The following is a 16561-nucleotide window of genomic DNA, read 5'->3' as shown; positions in this document are numbered from 1 at the left end:
AATATTGGTGTTTAAAAGAAAGAATCGCTATAATTTGAAATAATTTAAGCCTATTGATGGGATAAAGGGGGTTTTTTGAAAATTTTTCTTTCTTGCAAGTCTTTGTTGATTCAAAGGAGTTTGGAATTTTATTTGAGCGATTGTCTTTCTCCTATGGAAGTTTGCGATTTTGTTTTAAGCGATGATGAAACGCTAGAGATTAATAAGCCCCTATGCTTTATAGAAGAATATTTAAGAAAGCCTTTCACCAAACAGAGCGTGAAAGAAGATATCAAAAATTTTTATCGCGCTTTAAAAGAGAGCGAAAAACCTTGCGAAGAATGCGAAGAAATCAAATTTTCTAAAGAGCAAAAGATCCAGCAATTATTAGAAGAATACACCCAAAAATTATGCCAGATCATCAGCCAGTAAAAAAATTTAAGATCATTGGGGGGGCTTGTAAGGGATTGGGCTTGAATTTGCCTAACATTTCTAGTACGCGCCCCACCAAAGCGATCGTAAGAGAGTCGTTTTTTAACACCTTGCAAGCAGAAATTATAGGAGCGCATTTTATAGAAGTGTTTTCAGGCAGTGCTTCTATGGGTTTAGAGGCTTTGAGTAGGGGGGCTAAAAGCGCGGTGTTTTTTGAGCAAAATAAAAGCGCTTATGCCACGCTTTTAGAAAATATCGCCCTCTTTAAAAACCGCCTGAAAAAGGAAATGGAAATTCAAACCTTTTTAGATGACGCTTTCAAGCTTTTGCCCACGCTGTGTTTAAAAAATGGCGTTTTGAATATTATTTATTTGGATCCTCCTTTTGAAACGAGCGGGTTTTTAGGGATTTATGAAAAGTGTTTTCAAGCTTTAGAAAGGTTATTGAAACGCTCTAATCCAAAAAATCTTTTAGTGGTTTTTGAGCATGAAAGCCTGCATGAAATGCCTAAAAGTCTTACAACTTTAGCTATAATCAAACAGAAAAAATTCGGGAAAACCACTTTAACTTATTTTCAATAGGAATAGGCATGGCAGAAGAACAAGAAAATACCGCGCAACAACCCCAAAAAAAAAGCAAAGCCCTTTTATTTGTTATTATTGGAAGCGTGTTAGTGATGCTTTTATTGGTGGGGGTGATTATCATGTTGCTCATGGGGAATAAGGAAGAATCTAAAGAAAACGCTTCTAAAAACACCCAAGAAGTTCAAGCCAATCCTATGGCGAACAAGAATCAAGAAGCCAAAGAAGGCTCTAATATCCAACAATATTTAGTGCTTGGGCCTTTGTATGCGATTGATGCACCTTTTGCGGTGAATTTGGTCTCTCAAAATGGTCGACGCTACCTTAAGGCTTCTATTTCGTTAGAATTGAGTAATGAAAAGCTTTTGAATGAAGTCAAGGTTAAAGACACAGCGATTAAGGACACGATTATAGAAATTCTATCGTCTAAAAGCGTGGAAGAAGTGGTTACTAACAAAGGCAAAAACAAGCTTAAAGACGAGATTAAGAGCCACTTGAATTCGTTTTTGATTGATGGCTTTATTAAAAATGTCTTTTTCACTGATTTCATTATTCAATAATTTTAAATGATTGGCGTAGATATTGTCTCTATTGCTAGGATAGAAAAGTGCATGAAACGCTTTGAAATGAGGTTTTTAGAGCGTTTTTTATCCCCAAGTGAGATCGTTTTATGCAAGGATAAATTTAGCAGTATCGCCGGGTTTTTCGCACTCAAAGAAGCTTGCTCTAAAGCCCTTCAAGTAGGCATTGGTAAGGAATTGAGCTTTTTAGATATGCGTATTTCTAAAAGCCCTAAAAACGCCCCCTTAATCACCCTTTCCAAAGAAAAAATGGATTATTTTAACATCCAAAGCTTGAGCGCAAGCATCAGCCATGACGCTGGTTTTGCGATAGCGGTTGTGATGGTTTCTTCGTCAAATTGATAAATAACGCATTCTAAAACTCCTATAACATTCTGTTTTTAAAAAAAACGCTTAGTGGCTGTTTGCAAAAAAATAAAAAACGCAAAAAACCTTTTTCAAATCGTTTTGATAACAAATTACAAATAAAAAAATCAAACTCCAAAATTTAAGCTAATTATAATAATTATTTTTATAATATGAGTCGGTTTGAATTAAATGAGAAAGGTTATCATAATGAATGGTTATTTGAGGGTAAAAACCCCGTATTTTTTAGCGTTATACACTTTGACTTTTTGGACTTTTAGTTCTTTTATGATCGCAAAAGATAAGCACCATTTTTTAAAAAAAGTTACAACCACCGAGCAAAAATTCAGTTCCAGCGCGCCGCTTTCATGGCAAAGCGAAGAGGTGCGCAATTCCACAAGTTCTCGCACGGTGATTTCCAACAAGGAACTCAAAAAAACGGGGAATTTGAATATTGAAAACGCCTTGCAAAATGTGCCAGGGATTCAAATCAGAGACGCTACAGGCACGGGCGTGCTGCCTAAAATTTCGGTGCGCGGTTTTGGTGGGGGCGGTAACGGGCATAGCAATACGGGCATGATTTTAGTCAATGGTATCCCCATTTATGGCGCGCCGTATTCTAATATTGAACTGGCGATTTTCCCTGTAACTTTCCAGTCAGTGGATAGGATTGATGTAATTAAAGGGGGCACGAGTGTGCAATACGGCCCTAACACTTTTGGAGGCGTGGTGAATGTTATCACTAAAGAAATCCCAAAAGAATGGGAAAATCAAGCGGCTGAAAGGATCACTTTTTGGGGGCGCTCCTCTAATGGGAATTTTGTAGATCCCAAAGAAAAAGGCAAGCCCTTAGCCCAAACTTTAGGAAACCAAATGCTGTTTAACACTTATGGGCGAACGGCCGGGATGTTGGGTAAGTATATAGGAATTAGCGCCCAAGGCAATTGGATTAATGGGCAAGGTTTCAGGCAAAATAGCCCTACAAAGGTGCAAAACTACTTGTTGGATGCGATTTATAATATTAATGCGACCAATACTTTTAAAGCTTATTACCAGTATTATCAATACAATTCTTACCATCCAGGCACTTTGAGCGCGCAAGATTACGCCTATAACCGCTTCATCAACGAGCGCCATGACAATCAAGATGGAGGGCGAGCCAAGCGCTTTGGGATCGTGTATCAAAACTACTTTGGCGATCCGGATAGGAAAGTGGGGGGCGATTTTAAATTCACTTATTTCACGCATGACATGAGCAGGGATTTTGGCTTCTCTAACCAATACCAAAGCGTGTATATGAGCAGTCAAAATAAGATTTTACCCTTTAAAGGCAAGGGAGAAATTAGCGCGACTAACCCTAATTGCGGTTTGTATTCTTATAGCGATACGAATAGCCCTTGTTGGCAATTTTATGACAATATCCGCCGCTTCGTGGTGAATGCATTTGAGCCAAAACTCAATCTCGTAATCAATACCGGTAAAGTCAAACAAACTTTTAATATGGGAATGCGGTTTTTAACTGAAGATTTATACCGCCGATCCACCACCAGGAAAAACCCTAGCGTGCCTAATAATGGCAGTGGGTTTGATGCAGGAACTTCACTCAATAATTTCAACAATTATACCGCTGTGTATGCCAGCGATGAAATCAATTTCAATGACGGCATGCTAACGATCACGCCAGGATTGAGATACACTTTTTTAAATTACGAAAAAAAAGACGCTCCCCCTTTTAAAGCAGGCCAAACAGGAAAAACCATTAAAGATCGTTATAACCAATGGAATCCAGCAGTGAATGTCGGTTATAAACCCATTAAGGATTGGTTGTTTTATTTCAACTATCAAAGAAGCTATATCCCGCCCCAATTCAGCAATATTGGTAATTTTACAGGCACAAGCACGGATTATTTTCAAATCTTTAATGTCATGGAAGGCGGCTCAAGATATTATTTCAACAATCAAGTGAGTTTTAACGCGAATTATTTTGTGATTTTTGCGAATCATTATTTTACCGGGCGCTATGGGGATAATAAAGAGCCGGTCAATGCGAGATCGCAAGGCGTGGAGCTAGAGTTGTATTACACACCGATTAGGGGACTTAATTTCCATGCGGCTTACACTTTTATAGACGCTAATATCACCAGCCACACGATGGTTACTAACCCTGCTAATCCTAAAGGGCCTAAAAAAGATATTTTTGGCAAAAAACTCCCTTTTGTCAGCCCGCACCAATTCATTTTAGACGCGAGTTACACTTACGCTAAAACCACGATTGGGTTGAGCTCTTTCTTTTATAGCCGCGCTTATAGCGATGTGTTAAACACCGTGCCTTTCACAGAATACGCGCCCACGATTAAAAACGGGGCCATTACCACCAAAACAGCGGGCATGACGCCGTGGTATTGGGTGTGGAATTTGCAAATTTCTAGTGCTTTGTGGGAACGCAAAAATCAAAGCGTTCATGCGAGCTTGCAAATCAATAACATTTTTAACATGAAATACTGGTTTAGTGGGATAGGCACTAGCCCTAACGGGAAAGAATCCGCACCTCCTAGAAGCATCACAGCGTATGTGAGCTATCATTTTTAAGGCTTAATCTTTAGGGTTGTAGTTGCTTAAGCAGTTGGGTATAAAAAACAACCCTTTGTTTTAAACGCTCCCTTAGAGCGCGGTAATTAGGGCAAAAGATTTGAACGCAACGCCAAAAATTTTTGGAATGGTTTTTGTGGATCGTGTGGGCTAGCTCATGGATGATGACATAATCAATCGCTTCTTTTTTAGCGCAAACCAATAATAATGCAAAACTCAAGCGGTTATGATAAGAGCAGCTCCCTAAAACTTTAGCGTTGTTTCTAATGCCAAAATGGGTGTATGAAGTTTGCATTTTTTGAGCGATCAAAGGGAGTTTTTGCTCCAAATAAGTTTTTAAGATTTTTTTAAGATCTGTTAGGGTGTAATCGTTGGCGTTTCTCACCTCATCAAACACAAGGATTTTGTTTTGATAGGTTTCTAGGCGCAAGTGTAAAAGGGAGTGTTTTTCTTGCATGCTTAAAAAGGTTTTTTTTAGCCAAGCTTCTTGTTCTTTTAAAAAAGCGCTCGCTCTAGCTTGAGAACAAGAATTGGGCATTTTGAGAATCACTTCTAAAGAAGGCGTGATATTCAAGCTCAGGGTTTTGATTTTTTTACTTTTTTGAATGGTAATAGGAATATCATCTAACATGATGCGTATTTTACTAAAATTTGCGCTAGAATGTAAGTCTGTTTGATATTGATTTTATTTGTATTAAGAATTAAGGCTAACATGCGTGTTTTTATTATTCATTTAAGCCCCAAAACCTGTCACAATTTTTCTTTAAAAGAAACTCATATAACCCCCCTTTTAGAGAGCCTTAAACTTCAAGGGATCTCTTATGAAATTTTTGATGCGATCTATTCTAAAATCTCTCCCACTCAATTACACCCCTTGATTTTAGAGCATTTGCACCCTTCTTTTGTGGTTGAAGATTTATTGGCTTTTTGTGAAAATGAAAAACATCCCCTTTGCGCGTTAAAAAATTTCTTTTACGCGATCAAGCATTGCGGGAAGAGGATGGGGTTTGGGGAGCTTGGGTGCTATGCGAGCCATTATTCCTTGTGGCAAAAATGCATAGAGCTTAATGAAGCGATCTGTATTTTAGAAGATGATATTATTATAAAAGAGCGTTTTAAAGAGAGCCTAGAGTTTTGTTACCAACACATCAACGAATTAGGCTATATCCGTTTGATGCATTTAGAAGAAAATGTGGCTAAACAAAAAACTCCCGTTAAAGGGGTTTCTCAAATCTTAAATTTTAAAGATGGCATTGGCACTCAAGGGTATGTTTTAGCCCCCAAAGCCGCACAAAAATTATTGAAATACAGCGCGAAAGAATGGGTGATGCCTATAGATTGCGTGATGGATAGGCATTATTGGCATGGGGTCAAAAACTATGTGTTAGAAGAATTTGCGATTGCTTGCGACGGGATGAATGCTCAAAACTCCAACACAGAAAAACAAAGGCCTAAAAAATTACCTTTAAGTATTAGGATTGGCCGTTTTTTGCATAAAAGCTCGGTTAAAATCTTGGATAAAGTTTTTAGGTATAGCCCAAAATTAATCATTAGAAAAAACTAATCATTAGGCTTTGCAAACATTAGAATAAGTCTTTTAGTATTTCTTGCATGATAGGGGGAGTTTCATTCAATTGATTTAAAGGCTTAGCGGTTTGTATCTAAATAAAGCAATAAAGTAATAATCGTTATTAAACATGCTATATTTCTTTTTTTTATAAAACTCAATATTATTGAATAAAACTAGGGAGTTAGAATGATCTTAAAACGAGTTACTGAAGCTTTAGAAGCATATAAAAATGGCGAAATGCTTATTGTTATGGATGATGAAGACAGAGAAAATGAGGGGGATTTGGTTTTAGCTGGGATTTTTTCTACCCCTGAGAAAATCAATTTCATGGCCACGCATGCTAGGGGGTTGATTTGCGTGTCTTTAACTAAAGATTTAGCGAAAAAATTTGAATTACCCCCTATGGTTAGCGTGAATGATTCTAACCATGAGACCGCTTTCACGGTTTCCATTGACGCTAAAGAAGCCAAAACTGGGATTTCTGCTTTTGAAAGGCATTTGACGATTGAATTGTTGTGTAAAGACACCACCAAACCGAGCGATTTTGTGCGTCCGGGGCATATTTTCCCTTTGATTGCAAAAGATGGAGGCGTGTTAGCGCGCACGGGCCATACGGAAGCGAGCGTGGATTTATGCAAATTAGCCGGATTAAAGCCCGTGAGCGTGATTTGTGAAATCATGAAAGAAGACGGCTCTATGGCGAGGAGAGGGGATAAATTTTTGAGCGATTTCGCCATTAAACATAACCTTAAAACCCTCTATGTCTCTGATTTGATTAGCTATCGTTTGGAAAATGAAAGTTTGCTGAAAATGTTTTGCCAAGAAGAGAGGGAATTTTTAAAACACCAAACGCAATGCTACACTTTTTTAGACCACCAGCAAAAAAACCATTACGCTTTTAAGTTTAAAGGCACAAAACCCAACGATTTAGCCCCTTTAGTGCGTTTCCACCCTATCAAAGAGGATTTTGATTTTTTAACGACTGATGCGTTTGAAGCGTTTTTTAAAGCGTTAGAATATTTGAAGTGCGAAGGGGGTTATTTGATCTTTATGAACACCCATTCTAAAGAAAACAATATCGTTAAAGATTTTGGGATCGGGGCGTTGGTGTTAAAAAATTTAGGGATAAAGGATTTCAGGCTTTTAAGCTCTTGTGAAGACAGGCAGTATAAGGCTTTGAGCGGGTTTGGGCTTAAGCTTGTAGAAACGATTAGCCTTTGAGGCTTGTTAAGTTTTATTGAATGTGTTGTAATGTTTTTAAGATATAATAAACTCTTTTTAAGTCAAGCAATAAAGTTTGCAACCTGATGAGAGTAATAATAGAGTTTATGCTGATTTCATTAAAAACATTCCTAAAAATATTATTGAAAATATTCCTAAAAACCTTCCAAAAGATTTGGGTAGTTTGCGTTATTATTTGGGGGTTAGGCTGTAGTTTTTTAAACGCTAACAGCATTCAATTAGAAGAAACGCTCAAACGAAGCCCTAAAAATCTTATTTGGCAACACTTTAAAAAGAAGTTTAAAAAGAGCAACACGATCCCTTATGCCCCAAATAGCCGTTGGAAATATTTAGGCACGAGCATAGGGATTTTGGGCGTGTCGTTGGTGATAGGGATTGTAGGGTTGTATCTCATGCCAGAGAGCGTAACGAATTGGGATAGAGAAAAGTTTGGGATCAAAAGTTGGTTTGAAAATGTCCGCATGGGGCCAAAACTGGACAACGATAGTTTTATTTTCAATGAAATTTTGCACCCTTATTTTGGGGCTATGTATTATATGCAACCGCGCATGGCTGGGTTTGGCTGGATGGCATCAGCGTTTTTTTCTTTTATCACTTCCACGCTTTTTTGGGAATATGGCTTGGAAGCGTTTGTGGAAGTGCCTAGCTGGCAGGATTTGGTGATCACGCCTTTATTAGGCTCCATTTTAGGGGAAGGGTTTTACCAGCTCACGCGCTATATCCAACGCAATGAAGGCAAGCTTTTTGGCTCTTTATTTTTAGGGCGTTTAGTTATCGCTCTTATGGATCCTATCGGTTTTATCATTAGGGATTTAGGGCTTGGGGAAGCTTTAGGGATTTATAATAAACATGAAATCCGTTCTAGCTTAAGCCCCAATGGTTTGAATTTAACCTACAAATTTTAAGAATTTAAAATTTAAGAAAATTATAAAGAGTTTTGATAGAATACCTTTTTTTAAAAGACGCGTTTTAAAACTAATTTTAGGAGTATCCTTGAAACGATTAGAAGTCTCTAACCAAGCCAAATTACCCACTCAATTTGGGGAGTTTTATATCCAGTGTTTTAGAGAAAAGGGTTCTAATGGCTCTAAAGATCATTTAGTCATTTTCACCCCTAATTTTTCTCAAAACCCCTTAGTGCGTTTGCATTCAGAATGCTTAACGGGTGATGCTCTAGGCTCTCAAAAATGCGATTGCGGGGGGGCGTTGCAAATGGCGTTAGAAAGGATTTCTAAAGAAGGGGGACTAGTGATTTATTTGCGCCAAGAAGGGCGTGGGATAGGGCTATTTAACAAAGTCAATGCCTACGCTTTACAGGATAAAGGCTATGATACCATTCAAGCCAATGAAATGATAGGGTTTAAAGACGATGAAAGGGATTATAGTGTTGCGGGTGAGATTTTAGAATATTACCATATTAAAAAAATGCGCTTACTCACGAACAACCCTAAAAAGATCGCCGCTTTAGAAAAATACGCTGAAGTAACAAGAGAGAGCTTGATCGTGTGCGCTAATGAGCACAATCAAGGGTATTTGGAAGTCAAAAAGCTCAAAATGGGGCATTTATTGTGAAAATTATGAGCGCTTTAAAGAGGTTTTAAAAATATTTAAAATCATGCTTTAAAAGATTGAATATAAGGGTAAATGATGGTAGAAGTGCGATTTTTTGGACCTATAAAAGAAGAAAATTTTTTCATCAAAGCGAATGATTTAAAGGAATTAAGAGCGATTTTACAAGAAAAAGAGGGCCTAAAAGAGTGGTTGGGCGTTTGCGCGATAGCCCTTAATGATCACTTAATAGACAATTTAAACACGCCTTTAAAAGATGGCGATGTAATAAGTTTGTTGCCACCGGTTTGTGGGGGCTAGGTGTTAAAAATCATTCAAGGGGCATTAAATACTAGCGAGCTTTTGAAAGCCTACGAAAAGGAAGCTTGCGCGAAAAACTTTGGAGCGTTTTGTGTGTTTGTGGGGATTGTGAGAAAAGAGGATAACATTCAAGGCTTGAGTTTTGATATTTATGAGGCGCTATTAAAGACTTGGTTTGAAAAATGGCGCCATAAAGCCAAAGATTTGGGCGTGGTGTTAAAAATGGCGCACAGCCTGGGCGATGTTTTGATAGGACAAAGCTCATTTTTATGCGTTTTAATGGGAAAGAATAGAAAAAATGCCTTAGAACTATATGAAGATTTTATTGAAGATTTTAAGCGTAACGCTCCTATTTGGAAATACGATTTGATTGATAATGAACGCGTCTATGCCAAAGAAAGAAGCCACCCTTTAAAAGGGAGCGGGCTTTTAGCGTAAAAAGGAGTTAAAGTGCAAACGATTCATATAGGCGTTTTGAGCGCGAGCGATAGGGCGTCAAAAGGGATTTATGAAGATTTAAGCGGTAAGGCGATACAAGAAGTGTTGAATGAATACCTGCTCAATCCTTTAGAATTTCATTATGAAATTGTCGCTGATGAAAGGGATTTGATTGAAAAATCGCTGATTAAAATGTGCGATGAATACCAATGCGATCTAGTCGTTACTACAGGAGGCACAGGCCCTGCTTTAAGAGACATAACTCCAGAAGCCACAGAAAAAGTGTGCCAAAAAATGCTTCCTGGTTTTGGAGAGCTTATGCGAATGACTAGTTTAAAATATGTGCCTACAGCGATTCTGTCGCGCCAGAGTGCTGGCATTAGGAATAAGAGTTTGATCATTAATCTTCCTGGTAAGCCAAAAAGCATTAGAGAATGCTTAGAAGCGGTTTTTCCAGCGATTCCTTATTGCGTGGATTTGATTTTAGGGAATTATATGCAAGTGAATGAAAAAAACATTCAAGCGTTTCGCCCCAAACAATAGGATAAAAAAATGCCACTCACTCATTTGAATGGAGAAAATCAGCCTAAAATGGTGGATATAGGGGATAAAGAAACCACTGAAAGAATCGCTCTAGCGAGCGGTCGTATCAGCATGAATAAAGAGGCTTATGACGCTATTATCAATCATTGCGTCAAAAAGGGTCCGGTGTTACAGACTGCTATTATTGCTGGGATTATGGGGGCTAAAAAGACAAGCGAGCTCATTCCCATGTGCCATTCAATCATGCTCAATGGGGTGGATATTGATATTTTAGAAGAAAAAGAGACTTGCAGTTTTAAACTCTATGCGAGAGTCAAAACTCAAGCTAAAACGGGAGTAGAAATGGAAGCGCTAATGAGTGTGAGCGTAGGGCTTTTAACCATTTATGACATGGTAAAATCCATTGATAAGAGCATGACAATTAGCGGTGTGATGTTGGAATATAAAAGTGGAGGCAAAAGTGGGGATTATAACGCTAAAAAATAGAAAAAGACTAATAATCTAAAGATGTTAGGGTAAAATAACATTTTGACAACAAAAGCGTGTTGGTTGCTTCGGGTTTGTTGTTATAGAAGTCTAAAATATTACAATCAAGGATAGAACAATGAAAGCAAATAATCATTTTAAAGATTTTGCATGGAAAAAATGCCTTTTAGGCGCGAGCGTGGTGGCTTTGTTGGTGGGATGCAGCCCGCATATTATTGAAACCAATGAAGTCGCTTTGAAATTGAATTACCATCCAGCTAGCGAGAAAGTTCAAGCGTTAGATGAAAAGATTTTGCTTTTAAGGCCAGCTTTCCAATACAGCGATAATATCGCTAAAGAGTATGAAAACAAATTCAAGAATCAAACCGTGCTTAAGGTTGAACAGATTTTGCAAAATCAGGGCTACAAGGTTATCAATGTGGATAGTAGCGATAAAGACGATTTTTCTTTTGTGCAAAAAAAAGAAGGGTATTTGGCGGTTGCTATGAATGGCGAAATTGTTTTACGCCCCGATCCTAAAAGAACCATACAGAAAAAATCAGAACCCGGGTTATTATTCTCCACTGGTTTGGATAAAATGGAAGGGGTTTTAATCCCGGCCGGTTTTGTCAAGGTTACCATACTAGAGCCTATGAGTGGGGAATCTTTAGATTCTTTTACGATGGATTTGAGCGAGTTGGACATTCAAGAAAAATTCTTAAAAACCACCCATTCAAGCCATAGCGGAGGGTTAGTTAGTACTATGGTTAAGGGAACGGATAATTCTAATGATGCGATCAAGAGCGCTTTGAATAAGATTTTTGCAAGTATCATGCAAGAAATAGACAAAAAACTCACTCAAAAGAATTTAGAATCTTATCAAAAAGACGCCAAGGAATTGAAAGGCAAAAGAAACCGATAAAGACAAATAACGCATAAGAAAAGAACGCTTGAACAAACTGCTTAAAAAGGGGTTTTTAGCGTTATTTTTGAGCGTGTATTTAAGGGCTGATGATTTGGTTACTTACACCATCATCAAAGAAAAAGATCTAGGATACCAGCGGTTTTTAGCCAAGAAGTGTTTAAGGGGCAAAACCCACCCTCCATGTTTTGCTGAGCCTAAAAAGCCCAAAAAAAAACTTTTTAACATAGACAAAAGCTCCCATTATTATGGCACAAGCGTGGTGCAAATGTCATGGCTACAGAGCAGGGAAAAATTTGAAAACCATTCAAAATACCGAGACATTCCTTTTGCTGAAGTCAGTTTGATTTATGGCTATAAACAATTTTTTCCTAAAAAAGAGCGCTACGGCTTCCGTTTTTATGTCTCTTTGGATTACGCTTATGGCTTTTTTCTTAAAAATAAAGGCGCATTAGGCGATAGTTTGAGGGCGAGTTCGCAGATCCCTAAAAGCTATAGAGAAAAATTACAAAGAAAAGAGACTTTTATTAACGCTATTTTTTATGGCGTGGGGGCTGACTTTTTATACAAACGCGCTTTTGGGACGCTGATTTTAGGGATGAATTTCGTGGGAGAAACCTGGTTTTATGAAACAAAGATTTTTAAAAAGTGGGCCAAAGATCCTTCAAGCGTTTATCACCCTTACATGTTTCAAGTGATGCTGAATGTGGGGTATCGTTACCGCTTTTCAAGGTATAAGAATTGGGCGATAGAATTTGGCGTGCGAATCCCCTTTTTAATTAACGATTATTTTAAAACCCCTTTATACACCCTTCATTTCAAACGCAATATTTCTGTCTATCTCACTTCAACTTATGATTTTTAGTTTTTTAAATTTTTGAAAACTAGAATTAAAACCGCTTTTTATAAACCGGAATTAAAACAAATTAAGCTATAATGATACAAAAATTTAATTTTTTAACCATTTAAGGAAAAAAATGAATCTTGAAGTGAAAAAGATTGACACCGCTAACGCCCGTTTGAGCGCTAAACTTTCCGTTGAAAATTTAGAAAAGCGTTATGATAAAATCGCTCAAAAAATCGCCCAAAAAGTTAAAATTGATGGCTTTAGAAGAGGTAAAGTCCCCCTTAGTTTAGTGAAAGCCCGTTATCAAGCCCAAATTGATCAAGATGCTCAAGAAGAAATGATTCAAGAGGTTTTAAAAAACGCTTTTAAGGAATTAGGGATTGAAAATAAGGATCTAATCGGCAGCCCCAATCTCACTAAATTTGAAAAAAAAGACACGCATTTTGAAATAGAAGCGGACATTGGCTTAAAACCCACGATTGTTTTAGACAAGATCAAAGAGTGCGTGCCTAGCGTGGGAGTGGAAATTCCAAATGAAGAAAAAATTGATGAGCGTTTGAAACAGCTCGCTAAAGATTATGCGAAATTTGTGGATACTAACGCTCAAAGAAAAGCTCAAAACGACGATAAATTAACGATTGATTTTGAAGGTTTTATAGATAATGCGCCTTTTGAAGGGGGCAAGGCTGAGAATTTCAGTTTGATTTTAGGTAGTAAGCAAATGCTAGAAGATTTTGAAAAGGCTCTTTTAGGTATGCAAGCGGGTGAAGAAAAAGAATTCCCTTTGACTTTCCCTAGCGAATACCACGCAGAGCATTTAGCCGGCAAAGAAGCCCTTTTTAAAGTGAAATTACGCCAGATTCAAGCGCGTGAAGTGTTAGAAATCAATGACGAACTCGCTAAAATCGTGCTGGCTAATGAAGAGAATGCGACTTTAAAGCTTTTAAAAGAAAGGGTTGAAGGGCAGTTGTTTTTAGAAAATAAAGCCAGGCTCTATAATGAAGAGTTGAAAGAAAAATTGATTGAAAATTTAGATGAAAAGATTCTTTTTGATTTGCCTAAAACGATCATAGAGCAAGAAATGGATTTGTTGTTCAGGAACGCTCTTTATTCCATGCAAGCTGAGGAAGTCAAATCCTTACAAGAAAGTCAAGAAAAAGCCAAAGAAAAGCGTGAGGGCTTTAGGAATGATGCGACAAAAAGCGTGAAAATCACTTTTATCATTGACGCTTTAGCGAAAGAAGAAAAAATTGGCGTGCATGACAATGAAGTCTTTCAAACTTTGTATTATGAAGCGATGATGACAGGGCAAAACCCAGAAAATCTCATTGAACAATACCGCAAAAATAACATGTTAGCGGCGGTGAAAATGGCGATGATTGAAGATAGGGTGCTGACTTATTTGTTGGATAAAAACCTGCCTAAAGAGCAACAAGAAATTTTAGAGAAAATGAGGCCCAACGCTCAAAAAACTCAAGTGGGTTAAACGGCTAAAAAGGAGAGATGATGGGATACATTCCTTATGTAATAGAGAATACCGATCGTGGGGAGCGCAGCTATGATATTTACTCACGCCTTTTAAAGGATCGCATTGTTTTATTGAGCGGTGAGATTAATGACAGCGTGGCGTCTTCTATCGTGGCCCAACTCTTGTTTTTGGAAGCTGAAGACCCTGAAAAAGACATTGGCTTGTATATCAATTCTCCCGGTGGGGTGATAACAAGCGGTCTTAGCATTTATGACACCATGAATTTTATCCGCCCTGATGTTTCCACGATTTGCATCGGTCAAGCGGCTTCTATGGGGGCGTTTTTACTGAGCTGTGGGGCTAAGGGTAAGCGCTTTTCATTGCCTCATTCAAGGATTATGATTCACCAGCCTTTAGGGGGGGCTCAGGGGCAAGCGAGCGATATTGAAATCATTTCTAATGAGATTCTCAGGCTTAAAGGCTTGATGAATTCTATTTTGGCTCAAAACTCAGGGCAGAGTTTGGAGCAAATCGCTAAAGACACGGACAGGGATTTTTACATGAGCGCTAAAGAAGCTAAAGAGTATGGCTTGATTGATAAAGTGTTACAGAAAAACGTGAAGTGATTGCATGGCGTTATTAGAGATTATCCATTACCCTTCTAAAATCTTAAGAACGATTTCTAAAGAGATCGTTTCTTTTGATTCAAAACTCCACCAACAACTAGATGACATGCATGAGACTATGATCGCTAGTGAGGGGATAGGGCTAGCCGCAATTCAAGTGGGCTTACCCTTAAGAATGCTCATTATCAATCTCCCGCAAGAAGACGGCTTGCAACACAAAGAAGACTGCTTGGAAATCATTAACCCTAAATGGATAGAAACGGGGGGTTCAATAATGTATAGAGAAGGGTGCTTGTCTGTGCCGGGGTTTTATGAAGAGGTGGAGCGCTTTGAAAAGGTTAAGATAGAGTATCAAAACCGCTTCGCTGAAGTGAAAGTTTTAGAAGCGAGCGAACTTTTAGCGGTAGCCATTCAGCATGAGATCGATCACCTCAATGGCGTGTTATTCGTGGATAAATTATCCATTTTGAAGCGTAAGAAATTTGAAAAAGAACTCAAAGAGCTGCAAAAAAAACAAAAACACAAGTAACCACCATGATTAACACGATATTTTGTGCGACCATGCAAAGGGGGGTGGCAGAAATCGTGGCTGTGGAAGCGACTTTCACAAGGGCTTTGCCGGCGTTTGTGATTTCAGGCCTAGCTAATAGCTCTATCCAAGAAGCCAAGCAACGGGTCCAATCGGCTTTACAAAATAACGATTTCACTTTCCCGCCTTTAAAAATCACCATCAACCTTTCCCCTTCAGATTTGCCTAAATCCGGGAGCCATTTTGATTTGCCTATCGCTCTTTTAATCGCTTTGCAAAAACAAGAGTTGGCTTTTAAAGAGTGGTTTGCTTTTGGGGAGTTAGGGCTTGATGGCAAGATCAAACCCAATTCTAACATTTTCCCCATGCTTTTAGACATTGCCATTAAACGCCCCCATGCTAAAGTCATTGCGCCTAAGGCTAATGAGGAGCTTTTTTCGCTCATCCCTAATTTGCAATGCTTTTTTGTGGAGCATTTTAAAGAAGCTTTAGAAATTTTGCAAAACCCTGAAATCAAAGCAGACACCCACACGAAAAAACTACCCTTTAAAACGATAGAATTGAACGATAAAGAGTATTATTTTTCAGACGCCTATGCCTTAGATTTTAAAGAAGTTAAGGGGCAAGCTGTCGCTAAAGAAGCCGCTTTGATCGCTAGTGCTGGGTTTCATAACTTGATTTTAGAGGGAAGTCCAGGGTGTGGGAAAAGCATGATCATTAATCGCATGCGTTATATCTTGCCTCCATTAAGCCTGAATGAAATCTTAGAAGCGACAAAATTACGCATTTTAAGCGAGCAAGACAGCGCCTATTACCCCTTAAGGAGTTTTAGAAACCCTCACCAGAGCGCTTCAAAATCCAGCATTTTAGGCTCAAGCTCTCTAAGAGAGCCAAAACCCGGCGAAATCGCGCTAGCGCATAACGGCATGCTTTTTTTTGATGAATTGCCCCATTTTAAAAAGGATATTTTGGAAGCTTTGAGAGAGCCTTTAGAAAACAATAAATTAGTGATCTCACGAGTACACAGCAAAATTGAATACGAAACCTCTTTTTTATTTGTGGGGGCTCAAAACCCTTGTTTGTGTGGGAATTTACTCAGCACCACCAAAGCATGCCGTTGCCAAGATAGAGAAATCACGCAGTATAAAAACCGCTTGAGCGAACCTTTTTTAGACAGGATTGATTTGTTCGTGCAAATGGAAGAGGGGAATTATAAAGACACGCCGTCGCATTCTTGGACTTCAAAAGAGATGCATGAATTAGTATTATTAGCTTTCAAACAGCAAAAGTTAAGGAAACAGAGCGCTTTTAATGGTAAGCTTAATGAAGAGCAGATCGAACGATTTTGCCCTTTAAACGCTGAAGCAAAAAAGTTGTTAGAGCAGGCGGTTGAAAGGTTCAATCTATCCATGCGCTCTGTGAATAAGGTCAAAAAGGTCGCTAGGACGATTGCGGATTTAAACGCTTGCGAGAATATAGAAAAATCTCACATGCTTAAAGCGCTGAGTTTTAGAAAGATTTCTTAAAAGGATTTT

General features: G+C 38.3%; 20 protein-coding genes. 19 read left to right on the top strand and 1 reads right to left on the bottom strand.

Annotated elements, in window-relative coordinates:
• Positions 1-75: 75 nt before the first annotated feature.
• The 5 genes from J5F42_RS04270 (at position 76) to J5F42_RS04250 (ending at position 4507) form a co-directional block, all read left to right on the top strand.
• Positions 76-411, top strand: coding sequence for a dihydroneopterin aldolase (locus J5F42_RS04270; protein WP_078257255.1), 336 nt, complete (start codon positions 76-78; stop codon positions 409-411).
• The gene (gene rsmD, locus J5F42_RS04265) at positions 390-992 is read left to right on the top strand and encodes a 16S rRNA (guanine(966)-N(2))-methyltransferase RsmD (protein WP_097699567.1); all 603 of its coding nucleotides are present in this window, start codon (positions 390-392) and stop codon (positions 990-992) included. Before J5F42_RS04270 ends, rsmD begins: the two co-directional genes overlap by 22 nt.
• A gap of 8 nt (positions 993-1000) precedes the next feature.
• A complete protein-coding gene (gene fliL / locus J5F42_RS04260) occupies positions 1001-1552 on the top strand; it encodes a flagellar basal body-associated protein FliL (protein WP_000797032.1) in 552 nt (183 codons plus the stop codon).
• A 6-nt stretch (positions 1553-1558) separates the two neighbouring features.
• On the top strand, positions 1559-1915 hold the full coding sequence (acpS, locus tag J5F42_RS04255) for a holo-ACP synthase (protein WP_283491129.1): 357 nt from the start codon (positions 1559-1561) through the stop codon (positions 1913-1915).
• Between the two features lie 213 nt (positions 1916-2128).
• Positions 2129-4507 carry a TonB-dependent receptor family protein gene (locus J5F42_RS04250; RefSeq protein ID WP_283491128.1) on the top strand — a complete coding sequence of 793 codons (2379 nt, stop codon included), beginning with the start codon at positions 2129-2131 and terminating at the stop codon, positions 4505-4507.
• A gap of 10 nt (positions 4508-4517) precedes the next feature.
• On the opposite strand, the gene J5F42_RS04245 is transcribed toward J5F42_RS04250, so the two are convergent.
• Complete coding sequence (locus J5F42_RS04245; RefSeq protein ID WP_283491127.1) at positions 4518-5138, bottom strand: M48 family metallopeptidase; 621 nt, start codon at positions 5136-5138, stop codon at positions 4518-4520.
• Between the two features lie 81 nt (positions 5139-5219).
• Between J5F42_RS04245 and J5F42_RS04240 the strand changes: the two genes are divergently transcribed.
• The 14 genes from J5F42_RS04240 (at position 5220) to J5F42_RS04175 (ending at position 16552) form a co-directional block, all read left to right on the top strand.
• A complete protein-coding gene (locus J5F42_RS04240) occupies positions 5220-6071 on the top strand; it encodes a glycosyltransferase family 25 protein (protein ID WP_283491126.1) in 852 nt (283 codons plus the stop codon).
• 192 nt (positions 6072-6263) lie between these two features.
• Positions 6264-7298, top strand: coding sequence for a bifunctional 3,4-dihydroxy-2-butanone 4-phosphate synthase/GTP cyclohydrolase II (locus J5F42_RS04235; protein ID WP_097714186.1), 1035 nt, complete (start codon positions 6264-6266; stop codon positions 7296-7298).
• Between the two features lie 149 nt (positions 7299-7447).
• The gene (locus J5F42_RS04230) at positions 7448-8224 is read left to right on the top strand and encodes a DUF3943 domain-containing protein (RefSeq protein WP_240444467.1); all 777 of its coding nucleotides are present in this window, start codon (positions 7448-7450) and stop codon (positions 8222-8224) included.
• An 88-nt stretch (positions 8225-8312) separates the two neighbouring features.
• Positions 8313-8891, top strand: a complete 579-nt coding sequence (gene ribA, locus J5F42_RS04225; RefSeq protein WP_000825060.1) for a GTP cyclohydrolase II — start codon at positions 8313-8315, stop codon at positions 8889-8891.
• A gap of 75 nt (positions 8892-8966) precedes the next feature.
• A complete protein-coding gene (locus J5F42_RS04220) occupies positions 8967-9188 on the top strand; it encodes a MoaD/ThiS family protein (RefSeq protein WP_000230572.1) in 222 nt (73 codons plus the stop codon).
• On the top strand, positions 9189-9626 hold the full coding sequence (locus J5F42_RS04215; protein ID WP_187863874.1) for a molybdopterin synthase catalytic subunit: 438 nt from the start codon (positions 9189-9191) through the stop codon (positions 9624-9626). It begins immediately after the preceding gene.
• A gap of 12 nt (positions 9627-9638) precedes the next feature.
• Complete coding sequence (gene mog / locus J5F42_RS04210; RefSeq protein WP_001193300.1) at positions 9639-10169, top strand: molybdopterin adenylyltransferase; 531 nt, start codon at positions 9639-9641, stop codon at positions 10167-10169.
• A 9-nt stretch (positions 10170-10178) separates the two neighbouring features.
• Complete coding sequence (moaC, locus tag J5F42_RS04205) at positions 10179-10655, top strand: cyclic pyranopterin monophosphate synthase MoaC (RefSeq protein WP_283491125.1); 477 nt, start codon at positions 10179-10181, stop codon at positions 10653-10655.
• 118 nt (positions 10656-10773) lie between these two features.
• The gene (gene hpaA, locus J5F42_RS04200; protein WP_283491124.1) at positions 10774-11556 is read left to right on the top strand and encodes a flagellar sheath lipoprotein HpaA; all 783 of its coding nucleotides are present in this window, start codon (positions 10774-10776) and stop codon (positions 11554-11556) included.
• Positions 11557-11584: 28 nt separating this feature from the next.
• Positions 11585-12421: an outer membrane protein gene (locus J5F42_RS04195; RefSeq protein WP_283491123.1), complete on the top strand. Its 837-nt coding sequence runs from the start codon at positions 11585-11587 to the stop codon at positions 12419-12421.
• Positions 12422-12533: 112 nt separating this feature from the next.
• Positions 12534-13889, top strand: a complete 1356-nt coding sequence (gene tig, locus J5F42_RS04190) for a trigger factor (protein ID WP_283491122.1) — start codon at positions 12534-12536, stop codon at positions 13887-13889.
• 20 nt (positions 13890-13909) lie between these two features.
• Positions 13910-14497: an ATP-dependent Clp endopeptidase proteolytic subunit ClpP gene (gene clpP / locus J5F42_RS04185; RefSeq protein WP_000540573.1), complete on the top strand. Its 588-nt coding sequence runs from the start codon at positions 13910-13912 to the stop codon at positions 14495-14497.
• Between the two features lie 4 nt (positions 14498-14501).
• Positions 14502-15026: a peptide deformylase gene (def, locus tag J5F42_RS04180; RefSeq protein ID WP_283491121.1), complete on the top strand. Its 525-nt coding sequence runs from the start codon at positions 14502-14504 to the stop codon at positions 15024-15026.
• A gap of 5 nt (positions 15027-15031) precedes the next feature.
• Complete coding sequence (locus J5F42_RS04175) at positions 15032-16552, top strand: YifB family Mg chelatase-like AAA ATPase (protein ID WP_283491120.1); 1521 nt, start codon at positions 15032-15034, stop codon at positions 16550-16552.
• Positions 16553-16561: the final 9 nt, after the last annotated feature.

The sequence above is a fragment of the Helicobacter pylori genome (assembly GCF_030062585.1).
Taxonomy (GTDB): domain Bacteria; phylum Campylobacterota; class Campylobacteria; order Campylobacterales; family Helicobacteraceae; genus Helicobacter; species Helicobacter pylori_CN.
Note: the sequence above shows the minus strand (reverse complement) of the source record. Positions and strands in the feature narration are given on the sequence as shown.

Excerpts from the sequence above, each read along its gene's own strand:
- fliL (WP_000797032.1), top strand. The coding sequence starts at position 1,001 with ATGGCAGAAGAACAAGAAAATACCGCGCAACAACCCCAAAAAAAAAGC.
- def (WP_283491121.1), top strand. The coding sequence starts at position 14,502 with ATGGCGTTATTAGAGATTATCCATTACCCTTCTAAAATCTTAAGAACG.
- J5F42_RS04250 (WP_283491128.1), top strand. The coding sequence starts at position 2,129 with ATGAATGGTTATTTGAGGGTAAAAACCCCGTATTTTTTAGCGTTATAC.
- clpP (WP_000540573.1), top strand. The coding sequence starts at position 13,910 with ATGGGATACATTCCTTATGTAATAGAGAATACCGATCGTGGGGAGCGC.
- J5F42_RS04245 (WP_283491127.1), bottom strand. The coding sequence starts at position 5,138 with ATGTTAGATGATATTCCTATTACCATTCAAAAAAGTAAAAAAATCAAA.
- J5F42_RS04235 (WP_097714186.1), top strand. The coding sequence starts at position 6,264 with ATGATCTTAAAACGAGTTACTGAAGCTTTAGAAGCATATAAAAATGGC.
- J5F42_RS04220 (WP_000230572.1), top strand. The coding sequence starts at position 8,967 with ATGGTAGAAGTGCGATTTTTTGGACCTATAAAAGAAGAAAATTTTTTC.
- J5F42_RS04240 (WP_283491126.1), top strand. The coding sequence starts at position 5,220 with ATGCGTGTTTTTATTATTCATTTAAGCCCCAAAACCTGTCACAATTTT.
- hpaA (WP_283491124.1), top strand. The coding sequence starts at position 10,774 with ATGAAAGCAAATAATCATTTTAAAGATTTTGCATGGAAAAAATGCCTT.
- acpS (WP_283491129.1), top strand. The coding sequence starts at position 1,559 with ATGATTGGCGTAGATATTGTCTCTATTGCTAGGATAGAAAAGTGCATG.
- moaC (WP_283491125.1), top strand. The coding sequence starts at position 10,179 with ATGCCACTCACTCATTTGAATGGAGAAAATCAGCCTAAAATGGTGGAT.
- rsmD (WP_097699567.1), top strand. The coding sequence starts at position 390 with ATGCCAGATCATCAGCCAGTAAAAAAATTTAAGATCATTGGGGGGGCT.
- tig (WP_283491122.1), top strand. The coding sequence starts at position 12,534 with ATGAATCTTGAAGTGAAAAAGATTGACACCGCTAACGCCCGTTTGAGC.
- J5F42_RS04175 (WP_283491120.1), top strand. The coding sequence starts at position 15,032 with ATGATTAACACGATATTTTGTGCGACCATGCAAAGGGGGGTGGCAGAA.